Source organism: Enhydrobacter sp. (genome assembly GCF_030246845.1).
Taxonomy (GTDB): Bacteria; Pseudomonadota; Alphaproteobacteria; order Reyranellales; family Reyranellaceae; genus Reyranella.
Window position 1 is genome coordinate 394735 of record NZ_CP126889.1, and the last position, 13896, is coordinate 408630.

Here is a 13896-nt window from a genome sequence, read left to right on the forward strand (position 1 = left end):
CCTAGCAGACGTGAGCGTACGGTACCTCTCCTGCGGCGACACGGCCTTCACGGTCGAATTCGGCAACCAGATTTCGCCCCGGATCAACGGGCAGGTCATGGCGCTGCATGCCGCGATCGGCGCCGCCCGGAAAAGCGGCGCCCTCGCGGGCGTGGTCGAGACCGTGCCGACCATGCGTTCGCTGATGGTCACCTATGATCCCATGGCGACCTCGCGCGCGGCACTGCAGCCCGAGATCGACGCCCTGATCGCGCGCGGCCTGCCGGCCGAGACCCGGACCCGCCGCGTCACCATCCCCTGCTGCTATGACGATCCCGAGTTCGCGCCCGACCTCGCGGAGGTCGCCGAGCGCACGAAGAGAACGCCGGAGCAAGTGATCGAGGGCCATCTGAAATCCGCCTTCACGGTCTATGTGCTGGGCTTCATGCCCGGCCTCGCCTATATCGCGGGTCTCGACCCCGCCCTCTTCCTGCCGCGTCGGGCCGAGCCGCGCGTGCGCGTGCCGCGCTCCTCAGTCGCCATCGCTATGGACATGACGACGATCTATCCGTTCGAGACCCCCGGCGGCTGGCACCTGATCGGCCGCACGCCGCTCTGGATGTTCGACCAGCGCCGCGAGCAGCCGGTGTTCCTGGCGCCGGGCGATCGTCTTTCCTTCGAGCGCATCGACCGCAAGGCCTTCGACCGCATCGCCGCCGACGTCGAGGCCGGCTCGCTCGACTGGGCCACGCTGGTGGCGGTATGAGCGCCGTCCTGAAAGTCGTCCGTGCCGGTCTGTTCGACACGCTGCAGGACAAAGGCCGCATCGGCTATCTCGCGCTCGGCATGCCCAGCGCCGGCGCGATGGACCGCATCGGGCTGGCGCTGGCCAATGCGCTGGCCGGCAATCCGGCCGGCATCGCAGGGCTCGAGATCGGCGTCATGGGACCCGACCTTCTGGTCGAGGCGGAGTCGGTGCGTTTCGCCCTCGCCGGCCCACTCTCGCCGTCGCTGATCGAAGGGCCGGATGCACCGCCCAGGCCCCTCGAGTCCAACCGCTCGCATCTTCTGAAGCGCGGGCAGATCCTGCGCGTGGGCATGGTCGAAGGGTCGAGCACCGCCTATCTCGCCGTGGCCGGCGGCTTCGCCCTGCCGGCCGTCATGGGCAGCCTTTCGACTTATACCCGTGCCGCCATCGGCGGCCTGGAAGGTCGCAAGCTGCAGGCGGGCGACAGCCTGCCGCTCGGGCTCGAGCAGGCACCGGCGCGCGTGGAGCTGAAGCTCGCGGCGCCCTTTGACTATGGCAGCGGCCCGGTCCGCATCGTCTGGGGCCCGCAGGACGACTATTTCAGCGAGCGCGGCCGCGCGACCTTCGTCGGCTCCGACTATCGCGTCTCCAGGGAAGCCGATCGCATGGGCATCCGCTTCGAAGGCCCCACGATCGAGCATGCGGTGGCAGTCGACAAAGGCGGCGCCGACATCATCTCCGACGGCATCGGGCCGGGCGCGATCCAGGTGCCGGGCGCGGGCCTGCCGATCGTGCTGCTGGCCGACCGCCAGACCGTGGGCGGCTATCCCAAGATCGCCACGGTCGCCTCGGCCGACCTGCCGCGCCTCGGCCGCCTGCTGCCCGGCCAGACCGTGCGCTTCGCCGCCGTCACCGTGGAGGAAGCCGAGAAGCTGCGCCGCGACCAGGAAGCGCGTCTCGCCCGCGCCATCGCCGACCTGCAGCCCGCCCGCCCCGCCGGCGGCATCGACCTCTCGCGCCTCTACGAGGAGAACCTGATCGACGGCGTGGTCTACGCGCGGCCGCCGGCGTAACGCGCACCAGACCGCGCCGCCAAGAAGAAACAAGATCGGTATCCGACCACTTCCGTGTCATCCCGAGCCGAAGGCGAGGGATCTTTCGCAACGCCGACCAAGGATCCCTCGCTCCGCTCGGGATGACACAGCTTTGTCGTGCTCGTGCATTTCCGAGGGTCGGCTTCCGGTCGCGAAGTCCAGTGGCGCTCTGTTCGTTCAGACGAACAGCTTCTGCTTCAGCTCCATCGGGAAGTTCGGCTCCTTGGCGATGCGTGCGTGCCGGTCGACGCCGAAGGTGAAGCCGAAATTCACGTTGAGGCCGATGATCGTGTAGACGTGGTGGTGCCGTGGCCCGAGCACCTGTCCGGGCGGAAGCGGCTCGACGCGCCCGTCGGTGAAGCCGCCGCGCGCCGGCTGCTCCCAGTACCATCGCTGGAAGGCCTCGATGGCGCCGATCGTGATGCTGCCGCAAATGCCGTCGATCGCCGGCGCCGCGCCGGGCCCACCGAACTTCTTGTTGGCCTTGTCGGTCAGCTTGTTCCACAGCGCGTTCAGGAAGAACTGGACCAGCAGGACATCGTCCCTGCGGTTCAGGCTGCCGCGCCCGACGGCCGCATCGACCAGATAGACCGCCCGGATGCCGGTGCCCGGGTCTTCGCGAAGCTTCACATGCGCCATGGCCCCCCTTTCCTCCCTGATGCGTGTCAGAACGGCACGCCGTCGAGCCGGCCCATCTTGCCGGAGGAATAGTCCCGCCTGGCCTGCGTCAGATGCTCGGGCGTATCCATCACGAACGGGCCGGAGAACAGGATCGGCGTCTCTGCCGGCTGCCCGCCAATCAGAGCGACCGTGGCGGCGCTGCCATCCGCCGTAACCGCGAGCGACGGCCCGGCGCCCAGCACGGCGAGCGTGCCCGGACCGAGCGCCGGTCCGTCCGGCGTTTTCACGCTGCCTTCGAGGACATAGAGCCCGAGCTCGGCCGCGGCATCGATCGCAAGCCGTGCCGTCGCTCCGGAATCGAGACGCGCGACGGCGAAGACGGTCGGCGTCGTCATCTTCATCGGCCCCTCCGCCTCGCCGACGCGGCCGGCAATGACACGGAGGTCGACGCCCGGCGACTGCACCCTGGGAATATCGGCGGCGCGATACGACGCATAGGCCGGCTCCGCGAACTTCTGCGCCGGCGGCAGGCTGGTCCAGAGCTGCAGTCCATGGCGGCCGCCCTCGGGCTGCTCGGCATGGAGGATGCCGCGCCCGGCGCGGATCCATTGCGCGTCGCCCGGCCCCAGCCGGTCGCGGAAGCCCATGCTGTCGCGATGCTCCACCCCGCCTTCGAGCAGGTAGCTCAGCACCTCGATGCCGGCATGCGGGTGCGGCTTGTCGCCGATGCCCCGCCGGCTCCTGTGACGATAGTGATCGACGAACACGAACGGCCCGACGGAGATCCGGTCCGGCGCCGGCAGGGCGCGCCACAACAGCATGTCGCCGTCGTCGATCAGGCGCTGGCCGGGAAAAATCGAGTCGATCTTGCGGTCCATGGCATTTCCCTTCGCGCGACGGCAGCAGGCTGGCGCTACCGGCCGTTTCGTCCATCGGCCCCGGCTCCCCCATGCCGTACTTTCAATGTAGCTCGCCGCGGGCCGCGTTGGTACGAAACAAGGCCAGAAACGACTTTTTGACACGGGCATTCGAGGACGATCGCGATGGGCTGGCAACCGGAGATGGACGAGCTGCGCCGCCGCCAGGAGATGACGGCGCGCATGGGCGGCGCCGACAAGGTGAAGCGCCAGCACGCGGGCGGCCGGCTCACGGTGCGCGAGCGCATCGACCGGCTGGTCGACCAGGGCTCGTTCCGCGAGATCGGCAGCATCGCCGGCAAGGCCGAGTACGACGGCAGGAACGACCTCGTGGACCTCATGCCGTCCAACTCGGTGATGGGCCGCGCCCGGATCGACGGCCGGCCCGTCGCCGTCACGGGCGACGACTTCACCGTGCGCGGCGGCTCGGCCGACGCCACCATCAAGGCGAAGGCGATCTTCATCGAGCGCTACGCCAACCAGTACCGCGTGCCCGTCATCCGCCTGATCGAGGGCTCCGGCGGCGGCGGCTCGGTCAAGACCATCGAGACCACGGGCCGCGCCAACGTACCGGGCGTCAGCGGCTGGGAATGGACGGTGCAGAACATGGGCACCGTACCGACGGTCGGGCTGGGGCTGGGCTCGGTGGCCGGGCTCGGCGCGGCGCGGCTTGCCGCCACGCACTACTCGGTGATGGTAAAGGAGATCTCGGCGATGTTCGTCGCCGGCCCGCCCGTGGTGAACCGGCTGGGACCGAAGCAGTTCGACAAGCAGGATCTCGGCGGCTGGGAGATCCAGCTTCGCGCCGGCGCCATCGACGAGGCGGCCGACAGCGAGGACGAGGCCTTCGCGCTCGCCCGTCGCTTCCTCTCCTATCTCCCCTCCTCGGTCTACGACGTGCCAGCGCGCGGGCCGCAGACCGACGATCCCGGTCGCCGCGAGGAGTCGCTGTTCGAGGCGATTCCGCGCGACATCCGCAAGGTCTATCGCATCCGCCCGATCGTCGAGAAGATCGTCGACAAGGGCAGCTTCTTCGAGATGGGCAGGCTCTACGGCCGCTCGGTCGCGACCGGCTTCGCGCGCATCGACGGCTGGCCGGTCGCGGTGATGGCCAGCGATCCCATGTTCTATGGCGGCGGCTGGACGGCCGACGCCTGCCAAAAGGTGGCGCGCTTCGTCGACCTCGCCGAGACGTTCCATCTGCCGGTGGTCTATTTCTGCGATTGCCCCGGCTTCCTGATCGGGCTCGAGGCGGAGAAAAGCGGCGTCATCCGCCAGGGCGTGCGCGCCATGTCGGCGATGTTCCAGACCACCGTGCCGTGGTGCACCTTCATCATCCGCAACGCCTTCGGCGTGGCGGGCGCGGCGCACCAGAACGGCGCGCGGCTCAACTGGCGCTATGCCTGGCCGTCGGGCCGCTGGGGCTCGCTGCCGCTCGAGGGCGGCATCGAGGCGGCCTACCGCGCCGACATCGACGCCGCCGACGATCCCAAGGCCAAGATGGCCGAGATCGAGGAACGGCTGAACAAGCTGCGCTCACCCTTTCGCAGCGCCGAGACCTTCTGGATCGAGGAGATCATCGATCCGCGCGACACGCGGCGGATCCTGTGCGAGTTCGTCGAGCTCGCCGCCCCGGTTCGAGGCATCGGGCCCAGCAGCCACTGCATGCGGCCTTAGCGATCACCGCCAGGCGAAGCCGTCGAGCCTGGGCAGCGTCCCGCACGCCGGATCGAAGGGCGGGTTGGAGCGGTAGTCCTTGTCGAGCAGGACGATGCCCTGCCCCGGCGCCGAGTGCAGCAATGCGCTCAGCGCCGGATAGGTCCAGCTTTGCGCGAACAGGCGATAGGGCCATTCGTCCATCGGCAGCTCGTTGGCACGCACGAAGCCTGCGTGGCTGGTCACCAGGCCGCGGAAATAGCCGAGATAGCCGACCCACAGACGGCTCAGCGCCAGATCGGGCACGGCGGCGGCGAGCAGCACGACAGTGAAAGCAGCCACCAGCCGCCGGCCGACCTCGGGCTGCGCCAGCTCGACCAGCAGGCGCGGTTTTCGCCGATGCCAGCCGACATGAAGCCACATCGCGACGAGCATCGCCGCCAGCAGCCAGCCCGCCGCCGTGCGCGCGACATAGTGGCTGGGTGGAAACAGCATCGCCTGCGGATGGATCCAGCGCAGGAAAGGCGTGGCCGCCAGCAGTGCCGCCACGAACGCCAGCAGCACGACCGGCCCCCGGCCGCGCAGCCAGGCCGGCCGGGCGAGCGAGACGATCGCGAGGACCGCAAGTCCCGTGAGCGGCACGACGAACTGCAGGTTCTGCCAGAAGTCGAAGGACGCCGCGCGCACCCGCATGAAATAGGCATGATCCCAGTATTCGACGATGGCCACCGTCGCCACGAACGCCGCGGCGAGGAAGGCAAGCGCCGCCAGGAGCGCGAGAAGCTGCGCGATATCGTCCGCGGCTCCTTCCTGCTGCGCCTGCCGCCGCGCCCACAGGATGGCGGCCGCCAGCAGCGGGCCGAGATAGATCATCGCCTCGTAGGAGGCGATCGACAGCGCGCCGAGCGCGCACAGCGCGACGCCGTCGCGGCGGCGCGTCAGGCCGGTCAGCGCCACCGCCATGGTCGCCACCGCGGCCGCATAGGCGATGTTGTACTCGCCGATGATGAAGAAGGAGGTCGGGAGGTACACCGCGGCGAGGACGGCCATGACGGCGGCCAGGAGAATCGGGCGATGGCGCACGCGCGCAAGCGCGAAGTGATAGAGAATCGCCGGCCAGGCGAACAGCGAGGCCGAATAGACGATCGCGATCAGCCTCGAGTCGCGCAGTCCGAGCTCGACCAGCAGCACTGCCGGCGCCTGGGTGAGCCACGCCACATGCTCGCGCTCGCGATAGAAGTCGTGGAAGGTCCGGAAATTCAGCATGTTGGCGAGGAACGAGGCGCCGTCCCAGAACAGCCCTCGCGCGATCGCGCTGTTCAGCACCACGAGCGCCCACAGCAATAACACTGCAGCGCGATAGGGACCGCGCGCGTCCTGCGCGCTCATCGACACGAACCGGCCAAGAGCCCACGACCCCCCGCGACTCCGGTGTGCTCAATCATGCCAGACGTAGGGTCCGAGATCGGGCGGCTTGTCGGGAGGAAACGGCACCCAGGCGGTGAAGTCGCGCGGCGGGAGCACGATGGCGTCGCCGGGCTTGCCGCGCAGGATCAGGCTCTGGGTGGGCAACGTCCAGTTCTCGACCAGCAGCAGATCCGGGCGGCGGGCAAGGGGCGTGTCCTCGTAGGCGACGAGGCCTGTATGTGTCGTGACGACCTGGCGGAAGGACTGGAGGTAGGCTCGCCAGGTGAACGACAGGAAGATGTCCGACGGCAGCATGGCGACCAGCACGAGGAAGGCGAAGCCGAGCACCCGTCGGCGCACCGCCTTGTCCCGCAGCGCAATGCGCACGCGCCAGGCTTCGAGCCGTTCCGCCGCATAGCACCAGAGGAAGATCACCATCGCCGCAATGATGACGCCGCACACGGTGCGCGCCACGTACTGCGACTTCGCCAGCGGGCGCACCAGGGTCTCGCTGAGCGCCAGCAGCGGCGAGAGCGCCAGCAGCGCGGCGAAGATCCCTGCCCAGAGGTAGGGCCGCATCGTCTCGAGCTGCTGCGGCCGCACGAGAGCCCAGACCGCCACGATCGCGACGGCCACGAAGGCAAGGTCGAACTGCAGGTTCTGCCAGAAGTCCAGCGCCATGTCGTAGGTCTCGGCGAGGTGCTCCGCCGAATAGGGATGGATCACCGAGTCGATCGCCACCGCCATGCCGGCGAGGAAGCATCCGCCCGCGGCGAGGTGCAGCAGCACGGGCACGACGGGGCGCCGCGGCATGCGCCAGACCTGCCACAGCGTCATGGCGGCAAGCAGCGGCCCCAGATAGATGAACACCTCGTAGGTGCGGATCGCGAGCACCGATGCCGCCAGCAGGACCAGGCTGTCGCCGATTGCGAGCCGCTCTGCCGTGACGAGCCGCACGGCAATGAAGACGACCAGCGCATAGGCCGTGTTGTATTCGCCGACGATGAAGAACGAGGTCGTCATGAAGACGACCGCGATGGCCGCGATCACGACCGCGAGCAGCACGGGATCGTGCCGCGCGCGGACGAGCGCCAGCGTGTAGAAAATGGTCGGCAGCACGAACAGGCCGAGCGAGAGCAGCCGGCCCAGAAGATGCAGATCGGTGACCCCCAGCTTGAGTCCGGCCACGATCGGCACCTGTGCGAGAACCATGGCATAGAGCCGCGGCTGGTAGAAATCGAAGAACGATCCGTTCCGCACGATGTTCATCAGGAACGCCGAGCCGTCGACGAAGAGGCCGCGGCTGATGCAGCTGTGCCACAGCGCAAGCGCCCAGATCAGGCCGATCGTTGCTCGATATGCGAGGGTCGTGGAGGGCATCGGCAGGCGTTTTCCGGCGTCTACCCGAGGGCCGGGGGCGGCGCAAGCCATGACGACTTGCAGCGTCGATAGGGCGCTGTTAGCAAGTGGCCCGCATAAAGGAGCAGGGATGCCGAGCTGGGAGCAAATCGACGCCGTGCCGGGCTGGTTCTCGTTCCAGTCTTTCTGCGTGTGGCGCGCGTTTCTCGACGAGCAGGCCGGCGTCACGGGCGATCTGTTCGAGATCGGCGTATGGAAGGGCCGCTCGGCCTCCATGCTGGCAAGCTACCGCAAGGGCGACGAGAAGCTCTTCCTGTGCGACCGCCGGCTGGACGAATCGGTGATCCGGAACTCGATCCGCACCGTCGGGGCCGAGCCCAAGAACGTCGAGTTCGTCGAAGCCTTCTCGATCGAGCTGCCGGGGCGGCTCGACCTCAAGGCCATGCACCATACGGTGCGCTGGTGCCATATCGACGGCGAGCATACAGGCACGGCGGTCTATCGCGAGCTCGAGCTCGCCAACCGGATCGTGGCCCCGCCTGGCATCCTGGTGATCGACGACTTCTTTTCGCCGCGCTACCCCGCCAACACGACCGAGGTGGTGCGCTATCTCGAGAAGAATCCGCACCACTTCCGCCTGCTCGCGGTCGGCTTCAACAAGGCCTATCTGTGCCGGCCCGAGAGCCTGCCGCGCTACATGGATTTCCTGGCGACCGGCATGGCGCGCTCCATGAAGAAGTACGGCTGGAAGGCCACGATCTACAAGACCACCGGACCGTGGGACATGGATGCCGTCGGCATGGACGAGTTCATCGACGCCGCAGGGTTCCAAGTCGGCCCCGACGACGACCCGCATCACTGGCACATGATCCGCTCCCGCCACGTCTGGTCGCCCTGGCGCCACGTTCGCGAGTTCGTGAAGCGCACGCTGGGCGGCTGACCGAAGGCGCCGACAGGAAGATTGCGCCACTGGAGTTCGTCACCGGCCAAGTCGGCGCCGCGAAAGATCCCTCGCTCCGCTCGGGATGACACGATACTGGTCGGGCGCCTGCTCCTGTTTCTTGACAGGGACGCGTTCCCTTGAGCAACCAGGAAGCGCGTGCGCCTACTGCTTCACAAGCTTCATCTGCTCGTCGAGGTCGTCGGCGATGAAGTGGCGGACGATCTCGTCGAGATCGCGGTCGACCTCGAAGCCGAGGCGGCGCGCACGGTCGGAGTCGATGCCCTGGGGCCAGCCGTCGCAGATCTTCTGGATCGCCGGATCGTGCCGCCACACCACCTTGCCGACCGTTCGGTTGCCGGCATGCCTGGCCACCGCCTGCTCGAGCTCCTTCGCCGTCACCCTGATGCCGTTCAGCAGAAGCGTGCGGCCGGGTCCGAAGGCATCGGCCGGCGTGTCGTGCAGGCGCAGGAACGCGTCGACTGTCCTGCGCGGGCTCAGCACCACCATCACGGTCTCGGGATCCACCGGGCAGACGACATCGATGCCGGTAAGCGGCTCGCGCACCACCGAGCTCGCCCAGGTCGAGGCGGCCTTGTTGGGCAGGCCGGTGCGCACGCAGATCGTGGGCAGCCGCACCGCCGTGCCGCGCAGAAAGCCCTTGCGGGCATAGTCGCGCACCAGGAACTCGCCGATCGATTTCTGCGCGCCGTAGGAGGTCTGCGGCGTGAGCGGCGTGTCGTCGTTCACCGCCGGCGGCAGATCGCCGCCGTAGGCCGCGAGCGAGCTGGTGAAGACCACGCGCGGATTGGTGCCGAGCGCGCGGCACGCTTCCAGCACGTTGCGCGTGCCGTCGAGATTGACATGATAACCGAGGTCGAAGTCGGCCTCGGCGCCCGCGCTCACGACTGCGGCGAAATGGAACACCGTCGAGGCGCCCTGGGCGATCGACTGCACCGTCGCGGAGTTGGCGATGTCGCCGGCGACCGTCCGTACCCGTGGATCGTCGAGGCCGGGGCCGCTCGCCTTGCCGACGTCGAACAGCAACAGCTCGTTGATCGTCTGCGGCCTGCCGTCGGCGTCCTTCAGCGTGCCCTGCTGCAGGATGCGGCGGGCGAGCTTCTTGCCGAGGAAGCCGGCGCCGCCGGTGATCACCACCTTCATGTCGTTTCCGTCCGTGAAATCCGCTGTCGACGAAAGTGTGCACAGAACGGCCGGTGCCGTCTATGTTGGGCCGCGATGGCCGGCCTGGACCAAATCTACACATTCAAGGATGCGCTGATCGTGCTCGGCACGGCGGCTGTCGTGGCGCCCATCATGCCGCGCCTGAAGGTGAGCCCGGTGCTGGGCTATCTCGCCGTGGGCGTGCTGCTGGGACCCTATGGCCTCGGACGCCTGGCCGAGCGCTCCCGTCTGCTGGACTGGCTCACCGTCACGGGCGAACGGCAGATCGACTTCATCGGCGATCTCGGCGTCGTCTTCCTGCTGTTCTTCATCGGGCTCGAGCTGTCGCTGCGCCGGCTCGTCACCATGCGTCGCCTCGTGTTCGGCCTGGGCGGCCTGCAGATCGTCCTCACCACGGCGGCGGCGAGCCTGATCGCGCTGTGGCTCGGCCAGCCGCCGGCCGCCGCTCTGGTGATCGGCGCCTGCCTCGCCCTCTCCTCGACCGCCATCGTCATGGAGTTGCTGTCGGGCCAGCGCCGCATGATGTCGGGCACCGGCCGCACCAGCTTCGCCATCCTGCTGGCGCAGGATCTCGCCGTGGTGCCGCTGTTGCTGCTGATCGGCGCACTGGGTGGTCAGGAGCAGGATGGCTCGGTGTGGAAAGGCATCGGGCTGGCGCTGGGCGAAGCCGCGCTCGCGGTGGTGGCGATCGCCGTCGTCGGCCGGCTGGTGCTGCGGCCGCTGTTTCGCCTCGCCGCCGGCAGCGAGAATCCGGAATTCTTCATGGCGGCGACGCTGCTCGTGGCGGTGAGCGCGGGCGTGGTCGCCGGCGCCGCCGGCCTGTCGATGGCGCTGGGCGCCTTCATCGCGGGCCTGCTGCTGGCGGAGACGGAATATCGCCGCGCCGTCGAGGCGACGATCGACCCGTTCCGCGGTCTGCTGCTCGGCGTGTTCTTCTTCTCGGTCGGCATGCATATCGACCTCGGTGTCATCTGGCACCAGCCGCTCCTGGTGGTCGCCGGCGTCCTCGGCATGCTGCTGCTGAAGGGCGTGATCATCGCGCCGCTGTGCCGGCTGTTCGGCCTGCCCTGGGCCGCCGGTGCGGAGATCGGCTTGTTGCTGGGGCCCGGCGGCGAGTTCGCCTTCATCGGCATCGGCCTCGCGGTCGTCTACCGGCTCGTGGAGACCGACATCGCCGGCGGCACGCTGGCCGTGGTTTCCCTCACCATGGCCCTGCTGCCCCTGATCGGCATCGTCGGCCGCAGCCTTTCACGGCGGCTCGAGGCCAAGGCCAAGGGCATGGCGGACGCCGTCCTGCCGCCGGAAGACCATGTACGGCGCGTGATCGTGGTGGGCCACGGCCGGGTCGGGCAGCTCGTCTGCGGCCTGCTCGAGGAGCATGCCGTCCCCTATCTCGCGACCGACCGCGACGCCGCGCTGGTCGAGCGCTGGCGCGCGCGCGGCCGGCCGATCTACTACGGCGACGCCGGCGACTCGCACTATCTGCGGCGCTGCGGCATCGACGAGGCGGCGGGCGTCATCGTCACCCTCGACACGGCGGTGGTCGACGATGTCGTGCGGGCGGTGCGGGCACGCCGGCCCGACGTGATGATCGTGGCGCGCGCGCACGATGCCCAGCATGCCCGCCATCTCTATACGCTCAAGGTCACCGACGCGGTGCCCGAGACGATCGAGGCGAGTCTGCTGCTGGCCGAATCGGCGCTGATCGGGCTGGGCGTGCCGATGGGCGCCGTCATCGCCTCGATCCACGAGCGGCGCGAGCAGATCCGCAACGAGCTGCAGGCCGCCGCCGGAGGGCCCGCCTCGTTGCGGGCGCGGGTGCGCCGCGCACGGCGCGAACGGTCGCAGCGGACATGAGGAAGCGGTGAGGATCATCAGCTGGAACCTGCTGCGGCTCGAAGGGGCGGCGGTGCACGATGTCGCGGCGCTTCTCGAGCGCGAGCGGCCCGACCTCCTTCTGATGCAGGAGGTGACCCCGCACCTCGACGCGCTGCCCTCGCTGGTGCAGGGCCACTATCACCGCCTGCCCTGGCCCGGCCGCATCCACGGTCTCGCCGCCTGGAGCCGACACAATTTCGCGACGCCGCACGTACTCGCCCTGCCGGCCTCGCCGCTGCCCGGCCGCCTGCCGCGGCGACGCACCCAGATCGTGAAGGTGGGCGACATCACCTTCGCCAACGTCCATCTTTCGCACGGCCAGCTCCTGAACCGCCGCCAGCTGCTGCGCATCGCCGCGGCCCTGCGCGGCGGGCCGTCGGCCATCGTCGGCGACTACAACGCGGTGGGACCGACGCCGATTCCCGGCTTCAACGACGTCGGCCCACGCGAGCCGACCCATTTCGGCGGCGACGTGCTGCCCTTCCGGCTCGACCGCTGCCTGATCCACGGTCTCACCTGCACCTTCACGACGACGCTCGACTTCGGCCCGTCCGACCACAAGCCGATCGTGCTCGACCTGCAGGTCGCCCAGGCCCGCCTTCGCCGCCGCCCCATCCACCGCATGCGCCGCCGCCTCGTGAAGATCCGCGCGGCGCTGCGGTGACGGTGGCGAGCCGGAGGCTCGCGGTCCAGAAGAGATCACAGATACGGCTGCAGCAGCCTTGCGGCGCTGTTGCGCAGGCGGAGCAGCAGGGGATCGGCGTCGAGGGCGGCAAGATCGAGGCGGGCGCCGGTGTGCGTCGCTTGCGCGAGGCGCTGAGCGAACTCGGGATCCTGGATCTCGACATTGAGCTCGAAGTTCAGCCGGAAGCTGCGCGTGTCCCAGTTGGCGCTGCCGATCAGCGACCAGGTATCGTCGATCGTCATCAGCTTTGAATGGTCGAACGGCGGCGGCAGCAGCCAGATGCGGCAGCCCGCCTCGAGCAGGTTGCGCATCGGCACGCGCCGCGCCCAGTCGAGCACGATGTGATTGGACTGCTCCGGCACCACGATATCGACCGTGATGCCGCGCATGGCGGCAAGCCCCAGCGCCGTCGTCAGCACCTCGGGCGGCAGGAAATAGGGCGTGACCACACGTATAGAATGGCGGGCGCAGGAGATCGCGTGCAGCGCCACGAACTCGATCTGCTCGAGATCCTCGTCCGGCCCAGACGTGATGGCGCGCGCGACCACCTTGCCGGCCGCCTCGAGGTCGGGGAACCAGTCTTCGTTCAGGAGCTTCTCGCCGGTCGTGAACAGCCAGTCGTCGGCGAACGCCTCGGCAAGCTGCTCCACGACCGGCCCTTCGATACGAAAGTGCGTGTCGCGCACCGGATGCGGCGGCTTCGACGCCAGCAGGTTCTCGCGGCCGATATTGATGCCGCCGACGAAGGCGGAGCGGCCGTCGACCACCATGAGCTTGCGGTGGTTGCGCAGGTTCAGGAACGGCATCCGCCAGGGGAAGTAAGAGTGGAGGAAGCGCGCCACCGGCACGCCGGAGGTGCGCAGTCGCTCGTAGGCGGCGTTGTAAAAATAGCCGCTGCCGATGCCGTCCAGCAGCACGCGCACCTGCACGCCGCGATCCTTGGCGCGCGCCAGGGCATCGATGAAGGGCCGGCCGGCGAGATCGTCCCGGAAGATATAGCTGGCGAGCCCGATGCTGCGCCGCGCGCCCTCGATCGCCTGCAGCATCGCCGGATAGGTCTCGTCGCCGTTGCGCAACAGCTCGGCGCTGTTGCCCGATTCGGCGGAGAGGCCGGTGAGTCGGCCGATCGCGTATTCGAGCGGCGTCAGCGGATCGGCCGCCGGATCGCCGGGCGCGGTCTGATCGATCACGAAGAGACGCGAGCGCTCGCGCCGGAGCCGCCGGGCGCGCCGTTTCACGCGGTTCACGCCCATGGCGAAATAGAGCAGGCCGCCGATGAAGGGCGAGAGCCAGGCGATCCCCATCCAGGAGATCGCCGCGCCGACGTTGCGCTTGTAGAGCAGGACGTGGACCGTCACCCAGGCCGCGATGACGACGTGCGCCAGCGCGGCCGCTTCGGTGATGAGCCAGACCAGGTGGGCGGTCAC

The 13896-nt window shown here is 68.8% G+C and carries 12 protein-coding genes; 6 read left to right on the top strand and 6 right to left on the bottom strand.

Going from position 1 to position 13896, the window contains the following annotated elements; genetic code table 11:
* Window positions 1-10: 10 nt before the first annotated feature.
* Window positions 11-745 carry a 5-oxoprolinase subunit PxpB gene (gene pxpB / locus OJF58_RS02105; protein WP_300781421.1) on the top strand — a complete coding sequence of 245 codons (735 nt, stop codon included), beginning with the start codon at window positions 11-13 and terminating at the stop codon, window positions 743-745.
* Window positions 742-1800 carry a biotin-dependent carboxyltransferase family protein gene (locus OJF58_RS02110; RefSeq protein WP_300781422.1) on the top strand — a complete coding sequence of 353 codons (1059 nt, stop codon included), beginning with the start codon at window positions 742-744 and terminating at the stop codon, window positions 1798-1800. Before pxpB ends, OJF58_RS02110 begins: the two co-directional genes overlap by 4 nt.
* 198 nt (window positions 1801-1998) lie before the next feature.
* On the opposite strand, the gene OJF58_RS02115 is transcribed toward OJF58_RS02110, so the two are convergent.
* Window positions 1999-2460 carry a hypothetical protein gene (locus OJF58_RS02115; RefSeq protein ID WP_300781423.1) on the bottom strand — a complete coding sequence of 154 codons (462 nt, stop codon included), beginning with the start codon at window positions 2458-2460 and terminating at the stop codon, window positions 1999-2001.
* Window positions 2461-2486: 26 nt separating this feature from the next.
* A complete protein-coding gene (locus OJF58_RS02120) occupies window positions 2487-3320 on the bottom strand; it encodes a pirin family protein (protein ID WP_300781424.1) in 834 nt (277 codons plus the stop codon).
* A 165-nt stretch (window positions 3321-3485) separates the two neighbouring features.
* Between OJF58_RS02120 and OJF58_RS02125 the strand changes: the two genes are divergently transcribed.
* Complete coding sequence (locus tag OJF58_RS02125) at window positions 3486-5036, top strand: carboxyl transferase domain-containing protein (RefSeq protein WP_300781425.1); 1551 nt, start codon at window positions 3486-3488, stop codon at window positions 5034-5036.
* Between the two features lie 3 nt (window positions 5037-5039).
* Here OJF58_RS02125 and OJF58_RS02130 read toward each other — a convergent pair whose 3' ends face one another.
* Together OJF58_RS02130 and OJF58_RS02135 are read right to left on the bottom strand one after the other, a co-directional pair.
* The gene (locus OJF58_RS02130; RefSeq protein WP_300781426.1) at window positions 5040-6404 is read right to left on the bottom strand and encodes a hypothetical protein; all 1365 of its coding nucleotides are present in this window, start codon (window positions 6402-6404) and stop codon (window positions 5040-5042) included.
* A 48-nt stretch (window positions 6405-6452) separates the two neighbouring features.
* The gene (locus tag OJF58_RS02135) at window positions 6453-7802 is read right to left on the bottom strand and encodes a hypothetical protein (protein ID WP_300781427.1); all 1350 of its coding nucleotides are present in this window, start codon (window positions 7800-7802) and stop codon (window positions 6453-6455) included.
* A 109-nt stretch (window positions 7803-7911) separates the two neighbouring features.
* Between OJF58_RS02135 and OJF58_RS02140 the strand changes: the two genes are divergently transcribed.
* Window positions 7912-8721 (top strand): class I SAM-dependent methyltransferase, encoded by an 810-nt coding sequence (locus tag OJF58_RS02140; RefSeq protein WP_300781428.1) that lies wholly within the window; start codon window positions 7912-7914, stop codon window positions 8719-8721.
* Window positions 8722-8886: 165 nt separating this feature from the next.
* On the opposite strand, the gene denD is transcribed toward OJF58_RS02140, so the two are convergent.
* Window positions 8887-9885, bottom strand: a complete 999-nt coding sequence (denD, locus tag OJF58_RS02145; protein WP_300781429.1) for a D-erythronate dehydrogenase — start codon at window positions 9883-9885, stop codon at window positions 8887-8889.
* Between the two features lie 75 nt (window positions 9886-9960).
* Here denD and OJF58_RS02150 point away from each other — a divergent pair, with 75 nt between their 5' ends.
* Both OJF58_RS02150 and OJF58_RS02155 read left to right on the top strand, forming a co-directional pair.
* Window positions 9961-11763: a cation:proton antiporter gene (locus tag OJF58_RS02150; protein WP_300781430.1), complete on the top strand. Its 1803-nt coding sequence runs from the start codon at window positions 9961-9963 to the stop codon at window positions 11761-11763.
* 7 nt (window positions 11764-11770) lie between these two features.
* On the top strand, window positions 11771-12448 hold the full coding sequence (locus tag OJF58_RS02155) for an endonuclease/exonuclease/phosphatase family protein (protein ID WP_300781431.1): 678 nt from the start codon (window positions 11771-11773) through the stop codon (window positions 12446-12448).
* Window positions 12449-12483: 35 nt separating this feature from the next.
* Here the strand turns inward: OJF58_RS02155 and OJF58_RS02160 are convergent, their stop codons facing one another.
* Window positions 12484-13896, bottom strand: a complete 1413-nt coding sequence (locus OJF58_RS02160) for a phospholipase D-like domain-containing protein (RefSeq protein ID WP_300781432.1) — start codon at window positions 13894-13896, stop codon at window positions 12484-12486.

Bases quoted from the DNA above. Each gene is read 5' to 3' on its own strand.
- OJF58_RS02125 (WP_300781425.1), top strand. From the start codon at position 3,486: ATGGGCTGGCAACCGGAGATGGACGAGCTGCGCCGCCGCCAGGAGATG.
- OJF58_RS02110 (WP_300781422.1), top strand. From the start codon at position 742: ATGAGCGCCGTCCTGAAAGTCGTCCGTGCCGGTCTGTTCGACACGCTG.
- OJF58_RS02135 (WP_300781427.1), bottom strand. From the start codon at position 7,802: ATGCCCTCCACGACCCTCGCATATCGAGCAACGATCGGCCTGATCTGG.
- OJF58_RS02150 (WP_300781430.1), top strand. From the start codon at position 9,961: ATGGCCGGCCTGGACCAAATCTACACATTCAAGGATGCGCTGATCGTG.
- OJF58_RS02130 (WP_300781426.1), bottom strand. From the start codon at position 6,404: ATGAGCGCGCAGGACGCGCGCGGTCCCTATCGCGCTGCAGTGTTATTG.
- denD (WP_300781429.1), bottom strand. From the start codon at position 9,885: ATGAAGGTGGTGATCACCGGCGGCGCCGGCTTCCTCGGCAAGAAGCTC.
- OJF58_RS02115 (WP_300781423.1), bottom strand. From the start codon at position 2,460: ATGGCGCATGTGAAGCTTCGCGAAGACCCGGGCACCGGCATCCGGGCG.
- OJF58_RS02140 (WP_300781428.1), top strand. From the start codon at position 7,912: ATGCCGAGCTGGGAGCAAATCGACGCCGTGCCGGGCTGGTTCTCGTTC.
- OJF58_RS02120 (WP_300781424.1), bottom strand. From the start codon at position 3,320: ATGGACCGCAAGATCGACTCGATTTTTCCCGGCCAGCGCCTGATCGAC.